The 14,994-nt window shown below is 64.2% G+C and carries 20 protein-coding genes and 1 riboswitch; of the genes, 13 read left to right on the forward strand and 7 right to left on the reverse strand.

Annotation, left to right across the window (positions count from 1 at the left end):
- The first annotated feature begins 118 nt into the window (after nucleotides 1–118).
- The 6 genes from ACIQ2E_RS05220 (at nucleotide 119) to ACIQ2E_RS05245 (ending at nucleotide 5,111) form a co-directional block, all read left to right on the forward strand.
- Nucleotides 119–1,414: a glucose-1-phosphate adenylyltransferase gene (locus ACIQ2E_RS05220; protein ID WP_398327176.1), complete on the forward strand. Its 1,296-nt coding sequence runs from the start codon at nucleotides 119–121 to the stop codon at nucleotides 1,412–1,414.
- 88 nt (nucleotides 1,415–1,502) lie between these two features.
- Nucleotides 1,503–2,918, forward strand: coding sequence for an NADP-dependent phosphogluconate dehydrogenase (gene gndA / locus ACIQ2E_RS05225; protein ID WP_398327224.1), 1,416 nt, complete (start codon nucleotides 1,503–1,505; stop codon nucleotides 2,916–2,918).
- A 13-nt stretch (nucleotides 2,919–2,931) separates the two neighbouring features.
- Nucleotides 2,932–3,663 carry a 6-phosphogluconolactonase gene (gene pgl, locus ACIQ2E_RS05230; protein WP_296366455.1) on the forward strand — a complete coding sequence of 244 codons (732 nt, stop codon included), beginning with the start codon at nucleotides 2,932–2,934 and terminating at the stop codon, nucleotides 3,661–3,663.
- 8 nt (nucleotides 3,664–3,671) lie between these two features.
- On the forward strand, nucleotides 3,672–4,223 hold the full coding sequence (locus tag ACIQ2E_RS05235; protein WP_398327180.1) for a CIA30 family protein: 552 nt from the start codon (nucleotides 3,672–3,674) through the stop codon (nucleotides 4,221–4,223).
- A 13-nt stretch (nucleotides 4,224–4,236) separates the two neighbouring features.
- Nucleotides 4,237–4,668 (forward strand): hypothetical protein, encoded by a 432-nt coding sequence (locus ACIQ2E_RS05240; RefSeq protein ID WP_398327183.1) that lies wholly within the window; start codon nucleotides 4,237–4,239, stop codon nucleotides 4,666–4,668.
- Complete coding sequence (locus ACIQ2E_RS05245) at nucleotides 4,668–5,111, forward strand: DUF3291 domain-containing protein (protein WP_398327186.1); 444 nt, start codon at nucleotides 4,668–4,670, stop codon at nucleotides 5,109–5,111. The genes ACIQ2E_RS05240 and ACIQ2E_RS05245 overlap by 1 nt, the downstream gene beginning before the upstream one ends.
- On the opposite strand, the gene ilvD is transcribed toward ACIQ2E_RS05245, so the two are convergent.
- Genes ilvD through upp form a run of 3 tightly spaced genes read right to left on the reverse strand, consistent with a single transcriptional unit; the run spans nucleotide 5,098 to nucleotide 7,831 of the window.
- The gene (gene ilvD / locus ACIQ2E_RS05250) at nucleotides 5,098–6,783 is read right to left on the reverse strand and encodes a dihydroxy-acid dehydratase (RefSeq protein ID WP_398327189.1); all 1,686 of its coding nucleotides are present in this window, start codon (nucleotides 6,781–6,783) and stop codon (nucleotides 5,098–5,100) included. The genes ACIQ2E_RS05245 and ilvD overlap by 14 nt on opposite strands.
- Before the next feature lie 53 nt (nucleotides 6,784–6,836).
- Nucleotides 6,837–7,133, reverse strand: coding sequence for a hypothetical protein (locus ACIQ2E_RS05255; protein WP_398327192.1), 297 nt, complete (start codon nucleotides 7,131–7,133; stop codon nucleotides 6,837–6,839).
- Nucleotides 7,134–7,159: 26 nt separating this feature from the next.
- Nucleotides 7,160–7,831, reverse strand: a complete 672-nt coding sequence (upp, locus tag ACIQ2E_RS05260; RefSeq protein WP_398327195.1) for a uracil phosphoribosyltransferase — start codon at nucleotides 7,829–7,831, stop codon at nucleotides 7,160–7,162.
- A 55-nt stretch (nucleotides 7,832–7,886) separates the two neighbouring features.
- On the opposite strand from upp, the gene ACIQ2E_RS05265 reads away from it, so the two are divergent.
- From ACIQ2E_RS05265 to cobW, 3 genes are all read left to right on the forward strand, one after another.
- Nucleotides 7,887–8,411 (forward strand): pentapeptide repeat-containing protein, encoded by a 525-nt coding sequence (locus ACIQ2E_RS05265; RefSeq protein WP_398327227.1) that lies wholly within the window; start codon nucleotides 7,887–7,889, stop codon nucleotides 8,409–8,411.
- A 29-nt stretch (nucleotides 8,412–8,440) separates the two neighbouring features.
- Nucleotides 8,441–8,593: riboswitch (cobalamin riboswitch) on the forward strand.
- A gap of 23 nt (nucleotides 8,594–8,616) precedes the next feature.
- On the forward strand, nucleotides 8,617–9,207 hold the full coding sequence (locus ACIQ2E_RS05270; protein ID WP_398327198.1) for a HupE/UreJ family protein: 591 nt from the start codon (nucleotides 8,617–8,619) through the stop codon (nucleotides 9,205–9,207).
- A 1-nt stretch (nucleotide 9,208) separates the two neighbouring features.
- Entirely contained in the window at nucleotides 9,209–10,261 is a 1,053-nt protein-coding gene (cobW, locus tag ACIQ2E_RS05275) for a cobalamin biosynthesis protein CobW (RefSeq protein ID WP_398327201.1), read from the forward strand.
- Between the two features lie 31 nt (nucleotides 10,262–10,292).
- On the opposite strand, the gene ACIQ2E_RS05280 is transcribed toward cobW, so the two are convergent.
- Nucleotides 10,293–10,637 (reverse strand): hypothetical protein, encoded by a 345-nt coding sequence (locus ACIQ2E_RS05280; RefSeq protein ID WP_398327204.1) that lies wholly within the window; start codon nucleotides 10,635–10,637, stop codon nucleotides 10,293–10,295.
- Nucleotides 10,638–10,731: 94 nt separating this feature from the next.
- Between ACIQ2E_RS05280 and purS the strand changes: the two genes are divergently transcribed.
- The 3 genes from purS to ACIQ2E_RS05295 are packed head-to-tail and all read left to right on the forward strand — an operon-like array spanning nucleotide 10,732 to nucleotide 12,624.
- On the forward strand, nucleotides 10,732–11,001 hold the full coding sequence (gene purS / locus ACIQ2E_RS05285) for a phosphoribosylformylglycinamidine synthase subunit PurS (RefSeq protein WP_296366432.1): 270 nt from the start codon (nucleotides 10,732–10,734) through the stop codon (nucleotides 10,999–11,001).
- A 2-nt stretch (nucleotides 11,002–11,003) separates the two neighbouring features.
- Entirely contained in the window at nucleotides 11,004–11,657 is a 654-nt protein-coding gene (gene purQ / locus ACIQ2E_RS05290; protein WP_398327208.1) for a phosphoribosylformylglycinamidine synthase subunit PurQ, read from the forward strand.
- Between the two features lie 7 nt (nucleotides 11,658–11,664).
- Nucleotides 11,665–12,624, forward strand: a complete 960-nt coding sequence (locus ACIQ2E_RS05295; protein WP_398327211.1) for an LD-carboxypeptidase — start codon at nucleotides 11,665–11,667, stop codon at nucleotides 12,622–12,624.
- 51 nt (nucleotides 12,625–12,675) lie between these two features.
- On the opposite strand, the gene ACIQ2E_RS05300 is transcribed toward ACIQ2E_RS05295, so the two are convergent.
- A complete protein-coding gene (locus ACIQ2E_RS05300) occupies nucleotides 12,676–13,266 on the reverse strand; it encodes a peroxiredoxin (protein ID WP_214341367.1) in 591 nt (196 codons plus the stop codon).
- A gap of 152 nt (nucleotides 13,267–13,418) precedes the next feature.
- Between ACIQ2E_RS05300 and ACIQ2E_RS05305 the strand changes: the two genes are divergently transcribed.
- Complete coding sequence (locus ACIQ2E_RS05305) at nucleotides 13,419–13,712, forward strand: hypothetical protein (RefSeq protein WP_398327215.1); 294 nt, start codon at nucleotides 13,419–13,421, stop codon at nucleotides 13,710–13,712.
- A gap of 24 nt (nucleotides 13,713–13,736) precedes the next feature.
- Here the strand turns inward: ACIQ2E_RS05305 and ACIQ2E_RS05310 are convergent, their stop codons facing one another.
- Together ACIQ2E_RS05310 and ACIQ2E_RS05315 are read right to left on the reverse strand one after the other, a co-directional pair.
- Entirely contained in the window at nucleotides 13,737–14,015 is a 279-nt protein-coding gene (locus ACIQ2E_RS05310) for a DUF427 domain-containing protein (protein ID WP_398327218.1), read from the reverse strand.
- A gap of 32 nt (nucleotides 14,016–14,047) precedes the next feature.
- Nucleotides 14,048–14,473 (reverse strand): hypothetical protein, encoded by a 426-nt coding sequence (locus ACIQ2E_RS05315; RefSeq protein WP_398327221.1) that lies wholly within the window; start codon nucleotides 14,471–14,473, stop codon nucleotides 14,048–14,050.
- Nucleotides 14,474–14,994 lie beyond the last annotated feature (521 nt).

Raw genomic sequence — 14,994 nt, forward strand, 5'->3', positions numbered from 1 at the left:
GGCCGGGCATGGCCCATGTGACATGCCCTTTCCGTTTGCAGCCAATCTGCTCAGAAGGGTTTCGGTGTGGGCATTGCTTCGCCTACCGTCTTGGCGCCCAAGGCACTAGGGATCAGGCATGAAGCGCGTTCTGGCGATCATTCTCGGCGGCGGAGCCGGCACGCGCCTCTATCCGCTTACCAAAATGCGCGCCAAGCCAGCTGTGCCTCTGGCAGGCAAATATCGCCTGATTGATATTCCGATCAGTAATTGCATCAATTCCGGCATCAACAAGATGTACGTGTTGACGCAGTTCAATAGCGCTTCGCTCAATCGGCACCTCACCCAGAGCTACAACCTCTCCTCCGGTTTCGGGCAGGGTTTTGTGGAGGTGCTGGCGGCCCAGCAGACCCCGGAAAGCCCCAGCTGGTTTGAGGGCACCGCCGATGCGGTGCGCAAATACCAGTGGCTGTTTCAGGAGTGGGACGTAGACCACTACCTGATCCTTTCCGGCGACCAGCTCTACCGGATGGACTACAGCACCTTCGTGGATCACCACATCTCCACCGGCGCTGACGTGAGCATCGGGGCCCTGCCGGTGGACGCCGCCCAGGCGGAAGGCTTCGGCCTGATGCACACCAATGATCACGGCCGCATCCAGGAGTTCCGCGAGAAGCCCAAGGGGGAGGAACTCAAGGCGATGTGGGTCGACACCTCACGGCTTGGGCTCTCTGCTGATGAAGCGCTCAAGCGGCCTTACCTGGCCTCGATGGGCATCTATGTGTTCAGCCGCGACACCCTGTTTGATCTGCTGGCCAAGAACCCGACAGCCACCGATTTCGGCAAGGAGCTCATTCCCGAAGCGCTCAAGCGCGGCGATCACTTGCAGAGCTTCCTTTTCGACGACTACTGGGAAGACATCGGCACCATCGGCGCCTTCTACGAAGCCAACCTGGCGCTCACCGATCAGCCCAACCCGGCCTTCTCCTTTTACGACGAACAGTTCCCGATCTACACACGCCCGCGCTATCTCCCCCCGAGCAAGATGCTCGATGCCCAGGTGACTCAGTCGATCATCGGTGAGGGCTCGATGCTCAAGGCCTGCAGCGTGCATCACTGCGTGCTGGGCGTGCGAACCCGCGTCGAAGACGAAGTGGTGCTGCAAGACACCCTTGTGATGGGCAACGACTTCTTTGAGTCGAGTGAGGAGCGAGCCGTGCTCAGGGAGCGTGGCGGCACACCGCTGGGTGTGGGGCGCGGTACCACCGTGAAGCGGGCCATCCTCGACAAAAACGTGCGCATCGGCCGCGATGTGACGATCGTGAACAAGGACCACGTGGAGGAAGCCGATCGGCCTGAGCTCGGCTTCTACATCCGCAACGGCATCGTGGTCGTGGTGAAGAACGGCACCATTGCCGACGGCACGGTGATCTGAAGCACGCCGACGTTGCCAGTTGGCAACGATCGGGCTGCGCCGCCGGTGCAGCCTCGCCACACTTGTGTCACTTACCTCCAACCTCGTGATGGACAAGGCCCATTTCGGCCTGATCGGCCTGGGTGTGATGGGAGAGAACCTGGTGCTCAATGCCGAGCGCAACGGTTTCTCCAGCGTCGTTTACAACCGCACCTACGCCAAGACCGAGGACTTCCTCAAAGGCCGCGGAGCCGGTAAGCAGATCATCGGCGCTACCTCCCTCGAGGATTTCGTGGGCAAGCTGCAGCGTCCGCGCCGCATCTTGATGATGATCAAGGCAGGCGACCCGATCGACGCCATGATTCAGCAGATCTCACCCCTGCTGGAGGAAGGTGATCTGCTAATCGACGGTGGCAACTCGCTCTACACCGACACCGAACGCCGCGTTGCCGAACTGGAAAGCAAGAGCTTCGGCTACATCGGCATGGGCGTCTCCGGCGGCGCAAAAGGCGCGTTGGAAGGTCCGAGCATGATGCCCGGCGGCACCAAGGCTGCCTACGACGCGATCGAAAGCCTGGTGCGCAAGATGGCCGCCCAGGTCGACGATGGTCCCTGCGTCACCTACATCGGGCCTGGTGGTGCCGGTCACTTCGTGAAGACGGTGCACAACGGCATCGAATACGGCATTGAGCAGATCCTGGCTGAGGCCTACGACCTGATGAAGCGTGGCGCCGGCATGAACGGCGAAGCGATGGCCGACGTGCTCAAGCAGTGGAACGCTACCGAGGAGCTCTCGTCGTTCTTGGTGGAAATCACCGAGATCTGCCTCCGCACCAAGGATTCAGCCGATGGTTCCGATCTGGTGGAGAAGATCGTGGATGCCGCCGGGCAGAAAGGCACCGGTCTGTGGACCGTGGTGAGCGCGCTGGAGATGGGTGTGCCTGTGCCCACCATCTACGCCGCCCTCAATGCCCGCGTGCTCAGCTCGATGCGCGGCGAGCGAATGGCCGCCGAATCCATCCTGCCGTCGCCCGCATCACGAGCCATGGATCTGGGCAGCCACGCCGATGCGATGGCTCCCTTGATGGACGCCTGCGTTCTCGCCTGCATTGCCAGCTATGCCCAGGGCATGGCACTGCTGCAGGAGGCGTCGAAGCTGCACAACTACAACCTCGACATGTCGGCCATCGGCCAGATCTGGAAGGGGGGCTGCATCATTCGCGCACGCCTGCTGCAGCGCATCCAGAACGCCTACACCGCCAAGGCCGATCTGCCCAACCTGATGGTGGATCCCTGGTTCGCTGATCAGATCCAGCGCCGCATCGGCGGCCTGCGCCAGGTGGTGGCCGGCGCAGCCGCAGCCGGGATTCCTGTGCCCTGCCTGAGCAGCTCCCTCGATTACATCGACAGCTACTTCACCGGCCGCCTGCCCCAGAACCTGGTGCAGGCCATGCGCGACTGCTTCGGCTCCCACACCTATGAGCGCGTGGATCAGCCCGGCAGTTTCCACACCGAGTGGATGTGAGAGGGCCCCTTTGATGAGCCCCTCTTCCGTCACCTACAAGCTGGAGGTGGTGAGCGATGCCACCCAGCTGGCTCGCGAGTGCGCCGAGCGCATCGCCGCGCTGATTGATCTCGCCCTCGATGAGCGCGACCGCGCCCACATCGCCCTCTCTGGAGGCACCACGCCAGCAGCGGCTTACCGGGTGCTGAACAAGGAACATCTGCCCTGGAATCGGGTGGATGTGGTGCTCGGTGATGAGCGCTGGGTGCCGCCCACGGATCCTGCGAGCAATGCACGGATGTTGCGGGATACGTTGCTGGCCGCGGGTGGCCCCGGGGCTGATGCCTGCTTTCATCCCGTTCCCACCGAACTCGATTCGCCTGCCGCCTCGGTGGATGCATTCGAGGCGTATGTGCGTGATCTCTGCCCCGGGGATCCACCACGGTTCGATGTGATGCTTCTGGGGTTGGGGGATGACGGCCACACGGCCTCGCTGTTTCCAGGAACAGCTGCCACCCAGGAGCGCACCCGGCTGGTGACCATCGGCGCCGGCAAGGGGTTGGAGCGCATCAGCCTCACGGCACCGGTTCTCAGTGCGGCGAGGCAGGTGATCTTTCTGGTGAGCGGTGCTGGGAAGGGCGAGGCGCTGCGGCGCCTGCTTGATCCTGCGGAACAAGCGGAGCGCACACCCGCCAAGCTGGTGCAACCGCAGGCTCCCGTGTTGGTGCTCGCGGACGCCGAAGCGGCCCAAGCCCTGTCTGCCTGATCCCCTCGATGCTTGTTCCCCAGCCGATCGCCAGTGGCGATGGCTTTGCCGGCTGGCAGGCCCTGAACGACACGATCATGGGTGGCCGCAGCCAGGGCGCTGTACAGACCACCAGCGACGGTCTGTTGCTGCAGGCCTTTGTTGAGCCCGAAGGTGGTGGGTTCGTGAGCTGCCGTTCACCGGTGTTTGATCCGCCCCTGGATCTCTCTGCCTATGGAGCCCTCGAGCTAGCGGTTGATGGTGATGGCCGCCGCTACAAGCTCGCCATCGCTTGCCGCGATGGATTGGCCGGGCTCACCGAGCTGATCCCTGGAGGCCTTCGCTGGGTGGCCGAGTTTTCCACTCGCCCCAACGGCACCTCAGTTGTGGTGATTCCGTTCAGTCGGCTCACCCCCAGCGTGCGTGCCACCCCGGTGGGTTTACCGCTGCGGTTTGATGCCGCAGGCGTCACCCGGCTGCAGATTCTCCATTCCAAATTCGGCGACATGGGTGGCCGTAACCCTGGATTCAGGCCTGGCGAGCTGCAGTTGTTGATCCGCTCGATTCGAGCTGTGGTGTGAGGGGCGAGCTCTGATGGATCTCTCCCCCTTTGATGCCGGCGAGCCAGTCGATCCCTTCGATGCCTTTCTCATGGATCTGGCCAAGGCGGCGGATCTCTGCCTCAAGCCGCACCGCCATGCCCTGCGGTTCAGTGGCGAGGCTCCCACCACCATTGGTGAGTGGAACGATTGCGCATTGTTGATCGAAGCGCGCAACAGCGACGGTGTGCGCCTGGAGCAGTGCGATCTGGAATTGGAGATCTACCGCAGCGGCGACGATCTCAACTTGATGCTCAGCCGGGTGAGCGATGACCAAGCCCCCATGCTTTGGCATGGGAACCATCCGGTGTGGATGCATCCGGCCAGTGGCGAACGCTGCGAACGGCCAGCTGATGGAGCGCCTCTTGAGGCACTGTGCCGGCGCATTCGCGCCTCGCTGGTGGGCGTGGATCTGCCGCCCTGCTGATGGCCATCCTTTCACTCACACGCCTACGCCTCCACAGCTGGCGTGCTTACCCCGGATTCATCCTCTGGGTGCTCGGATCCATTCTGCAGTCGTTGCGCTGTGATGGCCTGCTGGGCCTGATGCTCCTGCGGGATCGCCACAACGCCTTCTGGACGCTGACGCTCTGGCGTGACCAACAGGCGATGCAGACCTTTCGCAATCAGGGATCCCATGGGCAAGCGATGCGACGCTTGACCCAGTGGTGCGATGAATCGGCGGCGGCCCACTGGAGCCTCGACGAGGCAGAACTGCAGCAAGCCAGAGAGCCTGACTGGGCTGCATTGCAGCAGAGCCTGATGCGCGATGGGCACTTTGCACCACTGCCGCTGGCTTCGCTGCATCAGCGCGAGCACTGGATTCCTGCACCCGCGCTGGGGCGGGGCCGCCTGATCAGATTGCGCTGAGTTCAGCCTGATCGGTCACGGCGCCCTTGCTGCTGGAGCTCACCAATCGGGCGTACTTGCCGAGCACACCGGTGCGGTAGCGGGGTTCGGGCCTTGTCCAGGCGGCGCGGCGCTTGGCCAGCTCGGCTTCGTCCACGTTGAGCTGGATCAGCAGTTGGTTGGCATCCACCGTGATGCTGTCGCCCTCCTGGACCAGGCCGATCGTGCCGCCCACGGCGGCTTCCGGTGCCACATGACCCACCACCAGGCCGAAGGAGCCTCCGGAGAAGCGGCCATCGGTGATTAGCGCCACGGAATCCAGCAAGCCCTGGCCCACGATTGCAGCGGTGGGGCTGAGCATTTCACGCATGCCTGGGCCGCCAACGGGGCCTTCTTGGCGCACCACCACCACGTCGCCAGGATTGATCTGCTTGTCGAGGATGGCGGCGAGGCAGGTTTCCTCGCTTTCAAACACGCGCGCGGGGCCGGTGATCACCGGGTTCTTCACACCGCTGATCTTGGCCACGGCGCCTTCTTCAGCGAGGTTGCCCTTGAGGATCGCCAGGTGGCCTTTGGCATAGAGCGGATTGCTCAGGGGGCGGATCACGTCTTGCCCGGTGGGGGGCACTGAGGGCACATCGGCGAGCACCTGCTTGAGGGTTTTGCCTTCGATGGTCTTGCAGTCGCCGTGCAGCAGGCCGGCATCGAGCAGGAGCTTCATCACCTGGGGGATGCCACCGGCCTGATGCAGGTCCACGGTCACGTAGCGGCCGCTCGGCTTGAGATCGCAGATCACGGGCACCCGCTGGCGGATGGTCTCGAAGTCGTCGATCGAGAGATCCACGCCGGCGGTGCGGGCCACGGCGAGCAGGTGCAGCACCGAGTTGGTGGAGCCGCCCACGGCCATGATCACGCTGATGGCGTTTTCAAAGGCCTCGCGGGTCATCAGGTCGCGGGGCAAGATGTTGGCCTTGATCGCCTCCGCCAGCACCTCCGCGCTGCGGGCGGCGCTATCGGCTTTTTCAGGATCTTCGGCCGCCATGGTGGAGCTGTAGGGCAGGCTCAGGCCCATCGTTTCGAACGCCGCGCTCATCGTGTTGGCGGTGAACATGCCGCCGCAGCTGCCGGCGCCGGGGCAGGCGTTCTTTTCGATTGCGGTGAGCTCCTGCTCGTCGATCTTGCCGCCGCTGTATTGACCCACCGCCTCAAAGGCGCTCACCACGGTGAGATCGCAGGCGCCGAGCTTGCCCGGCTTGATCGTGCCCCCGTACACAAAGATCGAGGGGATGTTCATGCGCGCCATGGCCAGCATGGCGCCGGGCATGTTCTTGTCGCAGCCGCCTATGGCCAGCAGGGCATCCATGCTCTGACCGTTCACGGCGGTTTCAATTGAATCGGCAATCACCTCACGGCTCACGAGGGAGTACTTCATCCCCTCGGTGCCCATCGAGATGCCATCGCTCACCGTGATGGTGCCGAACATCTGCGGCATCGCGCCGGCTGCATGGGCGGCCTCCTCGGCGCGGCGGGCCAGGTCGTTCAGGCCCAGGTTGCAGGGCGTGATCGTGCTGTAGCCGTTAGCGATGCCGATGATCGGCTTGCTGAAGTCGCCGTCACCGAAACCAACCGCACGAAGCATGGCGCGGTTGGGGGAGCGCTGGATGCCCTGGGTGATCGCGGCGGAGCGAAGCATGGCTGCGGCAGTGTCGTAGCAGCAACCTACCGAGCGGCCTGGCCCGCTTTGCCTCAGCCCTGGGTGCTCATGCTCTCCAGCTGACGGCGCACGTCTTCGATGGCCTGGTTGAGCTCATGAACCTTGTCCTGCAGCTCGGTTTCACGAAGGGGCCGGCTGGTGGTCGGGGAATCCAGAGCCTCATCCTCATTCCAGGAGAGCCGGTTGAGGCGGAGGCTGCGGTTCTGCCGCTGCTCGCCGCGGCGACGCTCTGCTTCGGAGAGCAGCCACCAGCCGAGGCCTGCGGCGCCGATCAGGGCGCCGGCCAACAGGGTGCCCAGGGAGCCGGAACCGCTGTCTCGGTTGGCCATTGCGCCGTGATCGGAATGCTGTGCGCTCAGCCTACGAAGTTCGTCTGGCTGAGGCCATAGAGCCGCTGTTCGACGTCACCGATGCCAGGCAGGATGCGTCCCTCGCCGTCGAGCTCGGCATCGATGCAGCCCGTGTAGATCGTGAGGTCTTCGTAGCGCTCACCGAGTGTCTTCAAGCCAGGGCTGGCGGCGAGGGCTGTGATCACCCGAAGCCTCTGACCGCCCACGCCACGGTGCTCCAGCTGCTCCAGCACCCGCAGCAAACTGTCGCCCCGTGCAACCTGAGGCGCGAACACCAGCACCCCAGCTCGAGCCGGGATGGTTTCAGGCAGGGTGTTGCACCAGAGGGCTGCCGGCGCCGTGCCATCGCCGTAGCTCACACCCACATGGGCGACCGCGGCACTCGGCACCACTGGGCGCGCGCCTTCCCAAAGGGTCAGCCCACCACGCAACAGGGGGACCGCCAGCATCGGCACTGAACCATCCACCACCGTGCCCTCGGTGCTGGCCAGCGGTGTTTGCACCTGAACGCGTTGGTAGGGGATCCAATCGCGCATGGCCTCATAGGTGAGCCAGCGCCCCAGTTCAGCCATGGCGGTATTGAACAGGGCCTGAGGCGTCTCGCGATCGCGCAGCAGGGTGAGCCAGTGGCCGATCAGAGGATGGGGCGGAACCACCACCCGCAGGGTCTTGCTCATCGATCGCGCTGCGGCGGCTGCCTGCAATAACTTGGCTGCCCAACGTAGTGCTGCCGTGTTGCCGCTCCCTCGCTTCCTGGCCAGCGCCCTGCAGGCCACGCTGCGGGCGGCACTGGTGCTGTTGCTGCCACTGGTGCTCTGGGGCCAGAGCGCTGCCGCGATCACAGCTCCGGAGCTGCGGAGCCAACGCAGCCTGCAAGACCTGCAGCCCGATATGCACGGCCGCAACCTGCAGCAGCAGGAATTCCTCAAGGCCAACCTGGAGGGCTTCGACCTCAGCGAGAGCGATTTGCGCGGTGCTGTGTTCAACACCGCCAATCTGCAAGGCGCCAATCTGCGCGGCGCCGACCTGGAAGACGCTGTGGCGTTTGCCAGCCGCTTCGACAACGCCAACCTCAGCGATGCCGTGCTGCGTAACGCGATGTTGATGAACAGCAAATTCGCCGGCGCCGAGATTGCGGGCGCGGATTTCACCGATGCGGTGCTGGATCTGCCTCAACAGAAGGAACTCTGCAGCCGCGCCAGCGGCACCAACGCACGCACGGGTGTCGCCACCCGCGACAGCCTCAACTGCCGCTGATCGGCCAGAGCAACCCAACCGCGCAGACCCACTACATTGATCGCGTCGGTTCTTCGGGGGATCAGCCCGAAGAGGAAACGGGGAAAGTCCGGTGCGAATCCGGCGCTGTCCCGCAGCTGTGATCGAACGGGGCTGAGGCCGCGTTCGCAGTCAGAACGCCCGCCGGTCGTTGCTCCCTCACCCCTGGCGCGGACCAGGCCAAGACATGATTCAACGCCTCATGCCGGTTGCCGGCGCTCTGGCCCTGCTGATGGCCGGGCCCGCCCTGGCCCATCACCCGATGGAGGCCATGCACCTGGTGCCGAACGCCTTCACCGGTCTGTTGAGCGGTCTGGCCCACCCCCTGCTCGGTCCTGATCATCTGCTTTTTCTGATTGCCCTGGCCCTTGTGGGCTTGCAGCGCTCGGTTCGTTGGATGCTCACACTGCTGACCGTTGGCCTGGCAGGCACCGTCATTGGCCTGGTTTGGCACGGTCTGCCTGCGGCTGAGCTGCTGGTGTCGCTGACGCTGGTGGTGGAAGGGCTTGTGGTGCTGCGCCGCCTGCCTCAGATCCTTCTGCTGCCGGCTTTTGCCCTGCATGGCTATGTGCTCAGCAGCACCGTGATCGGCTGGGAGAACACCCCGATCGCCACCTATCTGTTGGGCCTTCTGCTTAGCCAGGGTGCCCTGCTGCTTCTTGCCCTGGTCAGCCTGCGTGGAGCTGCTCAACGCCTTGAGGGTCAAGGCCGCACCTTGCTTGCCGGCAGCCTGATCGGCATTGGTGCCGCGTTCAGCTGGACAGCCCTGGTGGGTTGAGATGACATCAGCAACCAGGCGTTTGCCCGTCACCGTGGTGACGGGGTTTTTGGGTGCCGGTAAATCCACCCTGCTGCGTCAATTGCTTTTGAGCAGCGGCCTTCGCCTTGCGGTGCTGGTCAACGAATTCGGCGAAGTGGGCATCGATGGTGATTTGATCCGCAGCTGCGGCTTCTGCCCCGAAGACGAGCTCGACGGTCGTGTGGTGGAACTCGCCAATGGCTGCCTCTGCTGCACCGTGCAGGATGAATTCCTGCCCACGATGCAAACGCTGCTGGAGCGGGCTGATCAGCTCGACGGCATTGTCGTGGAAACCAGTGGCCTGGCTTTGCCGGTCCCGTTGGTGCAGGCCTTTGGTTGGCCCGAGATCCGCACCCGCACCCGTGTGAGTGGTGTGGTGACGGTGGTGGATGGTGAGGCGCTCGCGGCCGGCAGCGTGGTGGGAGATCCCGCCGCCCTGGAAGCCCAGCGCTTGGCTGATCCCAACCTCGATCACCTCAGCAGCATCCAAGAGCTGTTTGATGATCAATTAGACGCGGCTGACCTGGTGTTGCTCAGCCGTGCCGACCGGCTGGAAAGCGAGCAGATTGCCAAGCTGCAGACGCAGATCACCGCTCTGGTTCGCTCGGGCGTGTCAGTGGTGCCGATGCAACGGGGGGAGGTGCCGGCGGCGCTGCTATTGGGCCTTGAGCGAGAGGAGCATGGGGCTCATCAAGACCACGACCACGACCACGACCATCACGACCATCACGACCACAGCCATGTGGCGATGCAGTCCGCTGTGGTGCGCTGGAACGGGTCCTTGGATCGCAGCCGGCTCGTGGCTGCACTGGAAAGCCAGATCCGGACTCAAACCCTGCTGCGCCTGAAGGGGCGCGCCTGGCTCCCTGGCAAACGCCATCCCCTGCAGATTCAGGCGGTCGGTCCACGCTTGGAGTGCTGGTTCGATAGCCAGTCACCCGGTGAGAGGCCTGCAGAGGATGGGCTGGAACTGGTGGCGCTGGGTCTGGCGGTGGATGGAGCGGCCCTGGAGCACGCGATTCAGAACGCCTGAGATCTCTTGGCGGTACGGCCCATCGGCGGGGTCAATCGAGGGGAAAGTCGCCCTTCGTGCACACCCCGTCCCAACAGAGTTCCCGTTGGGCGGTCCACATCGGTTGAACCGTACGGCTCACCCCAGTTGGGTCGCTCAAGGTGATGGTGCCGCGTCCATTGCTGTGGAACACCAGGCGCTGCTCACCGATCTGCAACCACCAGCGCTCACCCATCTGCTCGATGGTGAGGGTGCAGGGTTGCCATGCCCCCTGATTGAGCTGGCATTCCAGCGGCAGGCTCAGGGCTGGCTGGGCGCGCGCCGTCGGCATCGACAGCAGCGGCACCATGAGCAACGCCGCGTGCAGCAGGTGGCTTGGCAGACGGTGAAGGGCCACTGGCCGGCGTTGCGGCTTCTACCTCCACCGTGACCATGCACAAGGGGGTGTGGCAGCCGGCCTGTCAAGATTTAACAATCCTCATGGAGCTCAGGTGCCGCTCTTCTCCGCCCGCGTGTTGGTGTCCCTCAGGCCGTCGGTGCTGGATCCCGCCGGGGAGGCCACCCGGGCTGCCGCAGCGCGTTTAGGCGTGGACGGTGTGAGCAAGCTCCGCATCGGCAAGGCCGTGGAGGTGGAACTGGACGCTCCGGACGAACAGTCAGCTCGCGCCCAACTCGAGCTGCTCAGCGATCGGCTGCTCGCCAACCCTGTGATCGAGAACTGGACCCTCGAACTCAAGGACGACAGCAGCGCAGGAGCCTGAGCATGAGCCTTGGTGTGGTGGTGTTCCCCGGTTCGAACTGCGACCGGGACGTGCAATGGGCCGCTGAGGGCTGCCTTGGTATCAAGACCCGTTTTCTCTGGCATGAGGAGCGTGATCTGAGCGGCCTCGATGCCGTGGTGATCCCGGGTGGCTTCAGCTATGGGGATTACCTGCGCTGCGGCGCCATCGCTCGTTTCGCTCCGGTGCTCCAGGAGGTGGCCGCCTTCGCCGAGCGCGGTGGGCGGGTGCTCGGCATCTGCAACGGCTTCCAAGTGCTGACGGAGATGGGGCTTCTGCCTGGAGCGCTCACGCGCAACCAAAAGCTGCACTTCATTTGTGAGCCCACCCATCTGCGGGTGGAACCTGGCCCGTGCTCCTGGCTGCAGGGCTACACCAGCGGTGAGGTGGTGAATTTCCCGATCGCCCATGGCGAAGGGCGCTACCAGGCGGATCCCGAGCTGCTAAAGCAGCTGGACGATTCCGGCCAGGTGGTGCTGCGCTACTGCAACAACCCCAACGGCTCGGTGGGCGATGTGGCTGGTGTGAGCAACACCCAGGGCAATGTGCTGGGCCTGATGCCCCATCCCGAGCGCGCCTGTGATCCAACCACTGGCGGTGTGGATGGGCGTCGCTTGCTGGCCAGCCTGATCGGTTGAGCCAGCCATGAGGCGGCGCCGGCTGTTGCAGGCTGGCCTTGCCGTCGCTGGCAGCGCCTTTGGGGCGGCTGGCGGTGCTCAATTCACAGCCCCGCAACCACCTGCACTGACTCGTGGCAGCCGCATCGCGGCCCTGGCGCCCGGCACGTGGCTGGATCAGTCCGATCCGTTGCTGGATCAGCTCAGCCAGCATTGCGCCGCAGAAGGATGGGAGCTGTTGCGTCCGCCCGGACTCCACCAGCGCTGGCACTGGTTCGCTGGAACCGATGCACACCGCCATGCGGCATTGCAGCAGGCGTGGCTCGATCCTCGCGTGGATGCCCTGTTCTACGTGGGCGCTGGTTGGGGCAGTGCGCGTGTTCTGGAGGCGGGCTGGAGATGTCCGGCCTCGCCGCGTTGGTGCGTGGGCTTTTCGGATTGTTCTGCGCTGCTGTTAGCGCAGTGGGCTGCAGGCAGTGTTGGCGGCGTCCACGGCTGGTTTGGCCGTGACGCAGCGGCGTGGCAGCGGCTGGTGGCTTTGCTGCAACACCGGCCTGTGGCCCCACTTCAGGGTTTCCCGGTGCAGGGCGGAGTGGCTCGCGGCCCGCTGGTGGTGAGCAACCTCACCATCGCGACCAGCCTGATCGGCACGCCTTGGTTGCCTCCATTGAAGGGGGCGATTCTGGTGCTGGAAGACACCGGTGAGGCTCCCTATCGCATCGATCGCCAGCTCACCCAGTGGCGCAGCAGTGGCCTGCTGGATGGGGTGGCGGGGATCGGGCTGGGCCGTTTCAGCTGGGCGGAGGACGACGTGCTGACAGGCGACTTCTCGATGGAGGAGATCCTGCTGGAGCGACTGGCACCCCTGGGGGTGCCGCTGGTCCGTAACCTTCCCGTTGGCCATGGACGCCCCAATCTGGCCTTGCCGTTGGGCCCTCAGGCTGAGCTGGATGGTCGCTCCGGCCAACTGCGGTTGCTCAGTGCCTGATCCAGACACAAAAAAGGGGCCCCGAAGGGCCCCTGACTGCCTGAGTTGGACTCAGTTGACGGCAGCGAAGAACTCTTTGCTCTTCACGGGGTCGGGGTTCATGGTCTTCTCGCCGGGGGTCCAGTTGGCGGGGCACACCTCGTCGGGGTTGTTGCGGATGTGCTGGAAGGCCTGGAGCAGACGCAGGGTCTCGTCGACGCTGCGGCCCACGGGCAGGTTGTTGATGGTGCTCTGCATGATCACGCCATCGGGATCGATGATGAACAGACCGCGCAGGGCCACACCGGCGTCCTCGTCGAGCACCTCGTAGGCACGGGCGATGTCCTTCTTGAGGTCGGCCACCAGCGGGTAGGCGATGTCGCCGATGCCGCCGTTCTTGCGGTCGGTCTGGATCCAGGCCAGGTGGGAGAACTGGCTGTCCACCGACACGCCCAGCACTTCGCAGTTGCGGCTGGAGAACTCGCTGTAGCGATCAGAGAAGGCGGTGATCTCCGTGGGGCAGACGAAGGTGAAGTCGAGGGGATAGAAGAACAGCACCACGTACTTGCCGCGGTAGGAGGAGAGGGTGACCTCCTTGAATTCCTGATCCACCACAGCGGTGGCGGTGAAATCGGGAGCCTGCAGACCGACGAGCCTGGACATAGGTACGCAAGAGTGTTTGGTGGGACGCTGGATGGTCAGCTCGAGAAAACCCGTAAGCGGACCGACTTCCAGTTGTCGCTGTGACAAGTTATCACGCTTTCTGGCGTGGCTGGGGCCGCCTAGGCTGATTCAACGAGCGAGAGCGTGTCTTGATGAGCTGGGATCCTGCCCTGCTGCGGAAATACAGCAGCACGAACCACTACAAGCTGCTCAACCAGGTGCGCAGCGATCTCAAGGAGCAGCCGATCCAGCGCTCGAGCGGCGGAAGCTCACGTCGCAGCAGTTCAGCGGGTAGCGGAAGCAGTAGCAGCAGCAGTGGTAGTGGTGGCACACGCCGCCGCTCCGTACCGGCACCTGTGCCCCAGGCAACGCCGATGCAGTCGACCCCGGCCAACAGCTTTGATCCCTTCGTCACGGTGCCGGTGCTGATCGCGCCGTTTGAGTGAATCGGCCCGGCTTCAGGACACCGTTTAAGACACCGTCACGCCGCGCCAGAAGGCGACACGCCCTTTGATCTCGGCGGCGGCTGATTTGGGTTCCGGGTAGAACCAGGCGGCATTGCTATTGACCTGGCCGTTCACGACGACGTCGTAGTAGTGAGCCTCACCCTTCCAGCCGCAAGTGGTGCGGTGATCCGAAGGCTGCAGGTGCTCCATCACCAGGCTCTCAGCCGGGAAATAGGCATTGCCTTCCACCTTCACGATGTCATCGCTGCTGGCGATCACCGCTCCGTTCCAGCTGGCTTGCATGGTCTGCCCGTGAAAGGCCCATCATGCTGGCCTCAGGGGCGCCGCGGGTTGTCGATCCGATAGCTGCCACTGCTGAGCCCAGCCGGTCCTTGATCGGTAAAGCGGAGCCTCAGTTCGGTGAGGGCGGTGATGCCCTCGCCACTGGCCGGACGGCCCAGGCTGAGCGTTGCCGGGTAGCTCATCGTTTGGCCCTCCACGCAGCTGGGTCCACCTTTGTAGATGCAGCTGTTCACCACCAGGTTTCCGGTGCCTTTGGCGCCGTTCATGTCCCAGCGGCTCCAACGGATGTCACTCACCAGGATTCCGCCATCCGCGCAGGAAATCTGAATCGCCCTGGGACGGCTCAGGCCTTTGCCCGCGCAATCGAGCAGCACAGGTTGCGGGGATGAGGGCTCTGCGAAAGCAGCGGGAGACAGCAACGCAGCAGCGCTGAGCAAGAGGGCACGCTGGGCGAACATCGATCAGGTGCAACTGGGCCACAGCATGCCGCGTTCAGCCCTGTTGCGCTTGACGGCTGGCCCGGCGCTGTGAGCAGATGGAGTTGGAAGTCGTGCTGCGGCATACCACCTTGCCTTTCCCATCCTCAGCACCCCCGCATGAGCAGGCGGAATGGAGGGTGGTGCGTTTGCCGTCCGCCCTCGATTTGGCGCGCTCAGGTGAACGCCGGCGGCCGTGGCTCAGTCGATCAGAGGAGAAAGCCAAGCAAGAAGCCCGACTGGCCCGCGTGCGCCGCGAGAACGGCATCCCATCGCCGGATGAGTGGATGTGGTGAGGTCGGGCTTGGTCCCGGGCGCGAGCCGAACCCGAAGCAGAAGCGAGTAAACCCCGCAGCAGAGGATGGTGGTCTGATCCGATCCACAGCGATGCGTCATTTGCTTGCCGCCATGGCCATCATTGCCTCGACTTTCACCCCGGCTCTGGCACAAGGCACTCCGCCGCAGGAGGTGTTGGCCCAGCAGCAACAACTGCAGAGCCTGCT

This window comes from Vulcanococcus sp. (assembly GCF_044369115.1).
In the GTDB taxonomy this organism is placed as follows: Bacteria; Cyanobacteriota; Cyanobacteriia; order PCC-6307; family Cyanobiaceae; genus Vulcanococcus.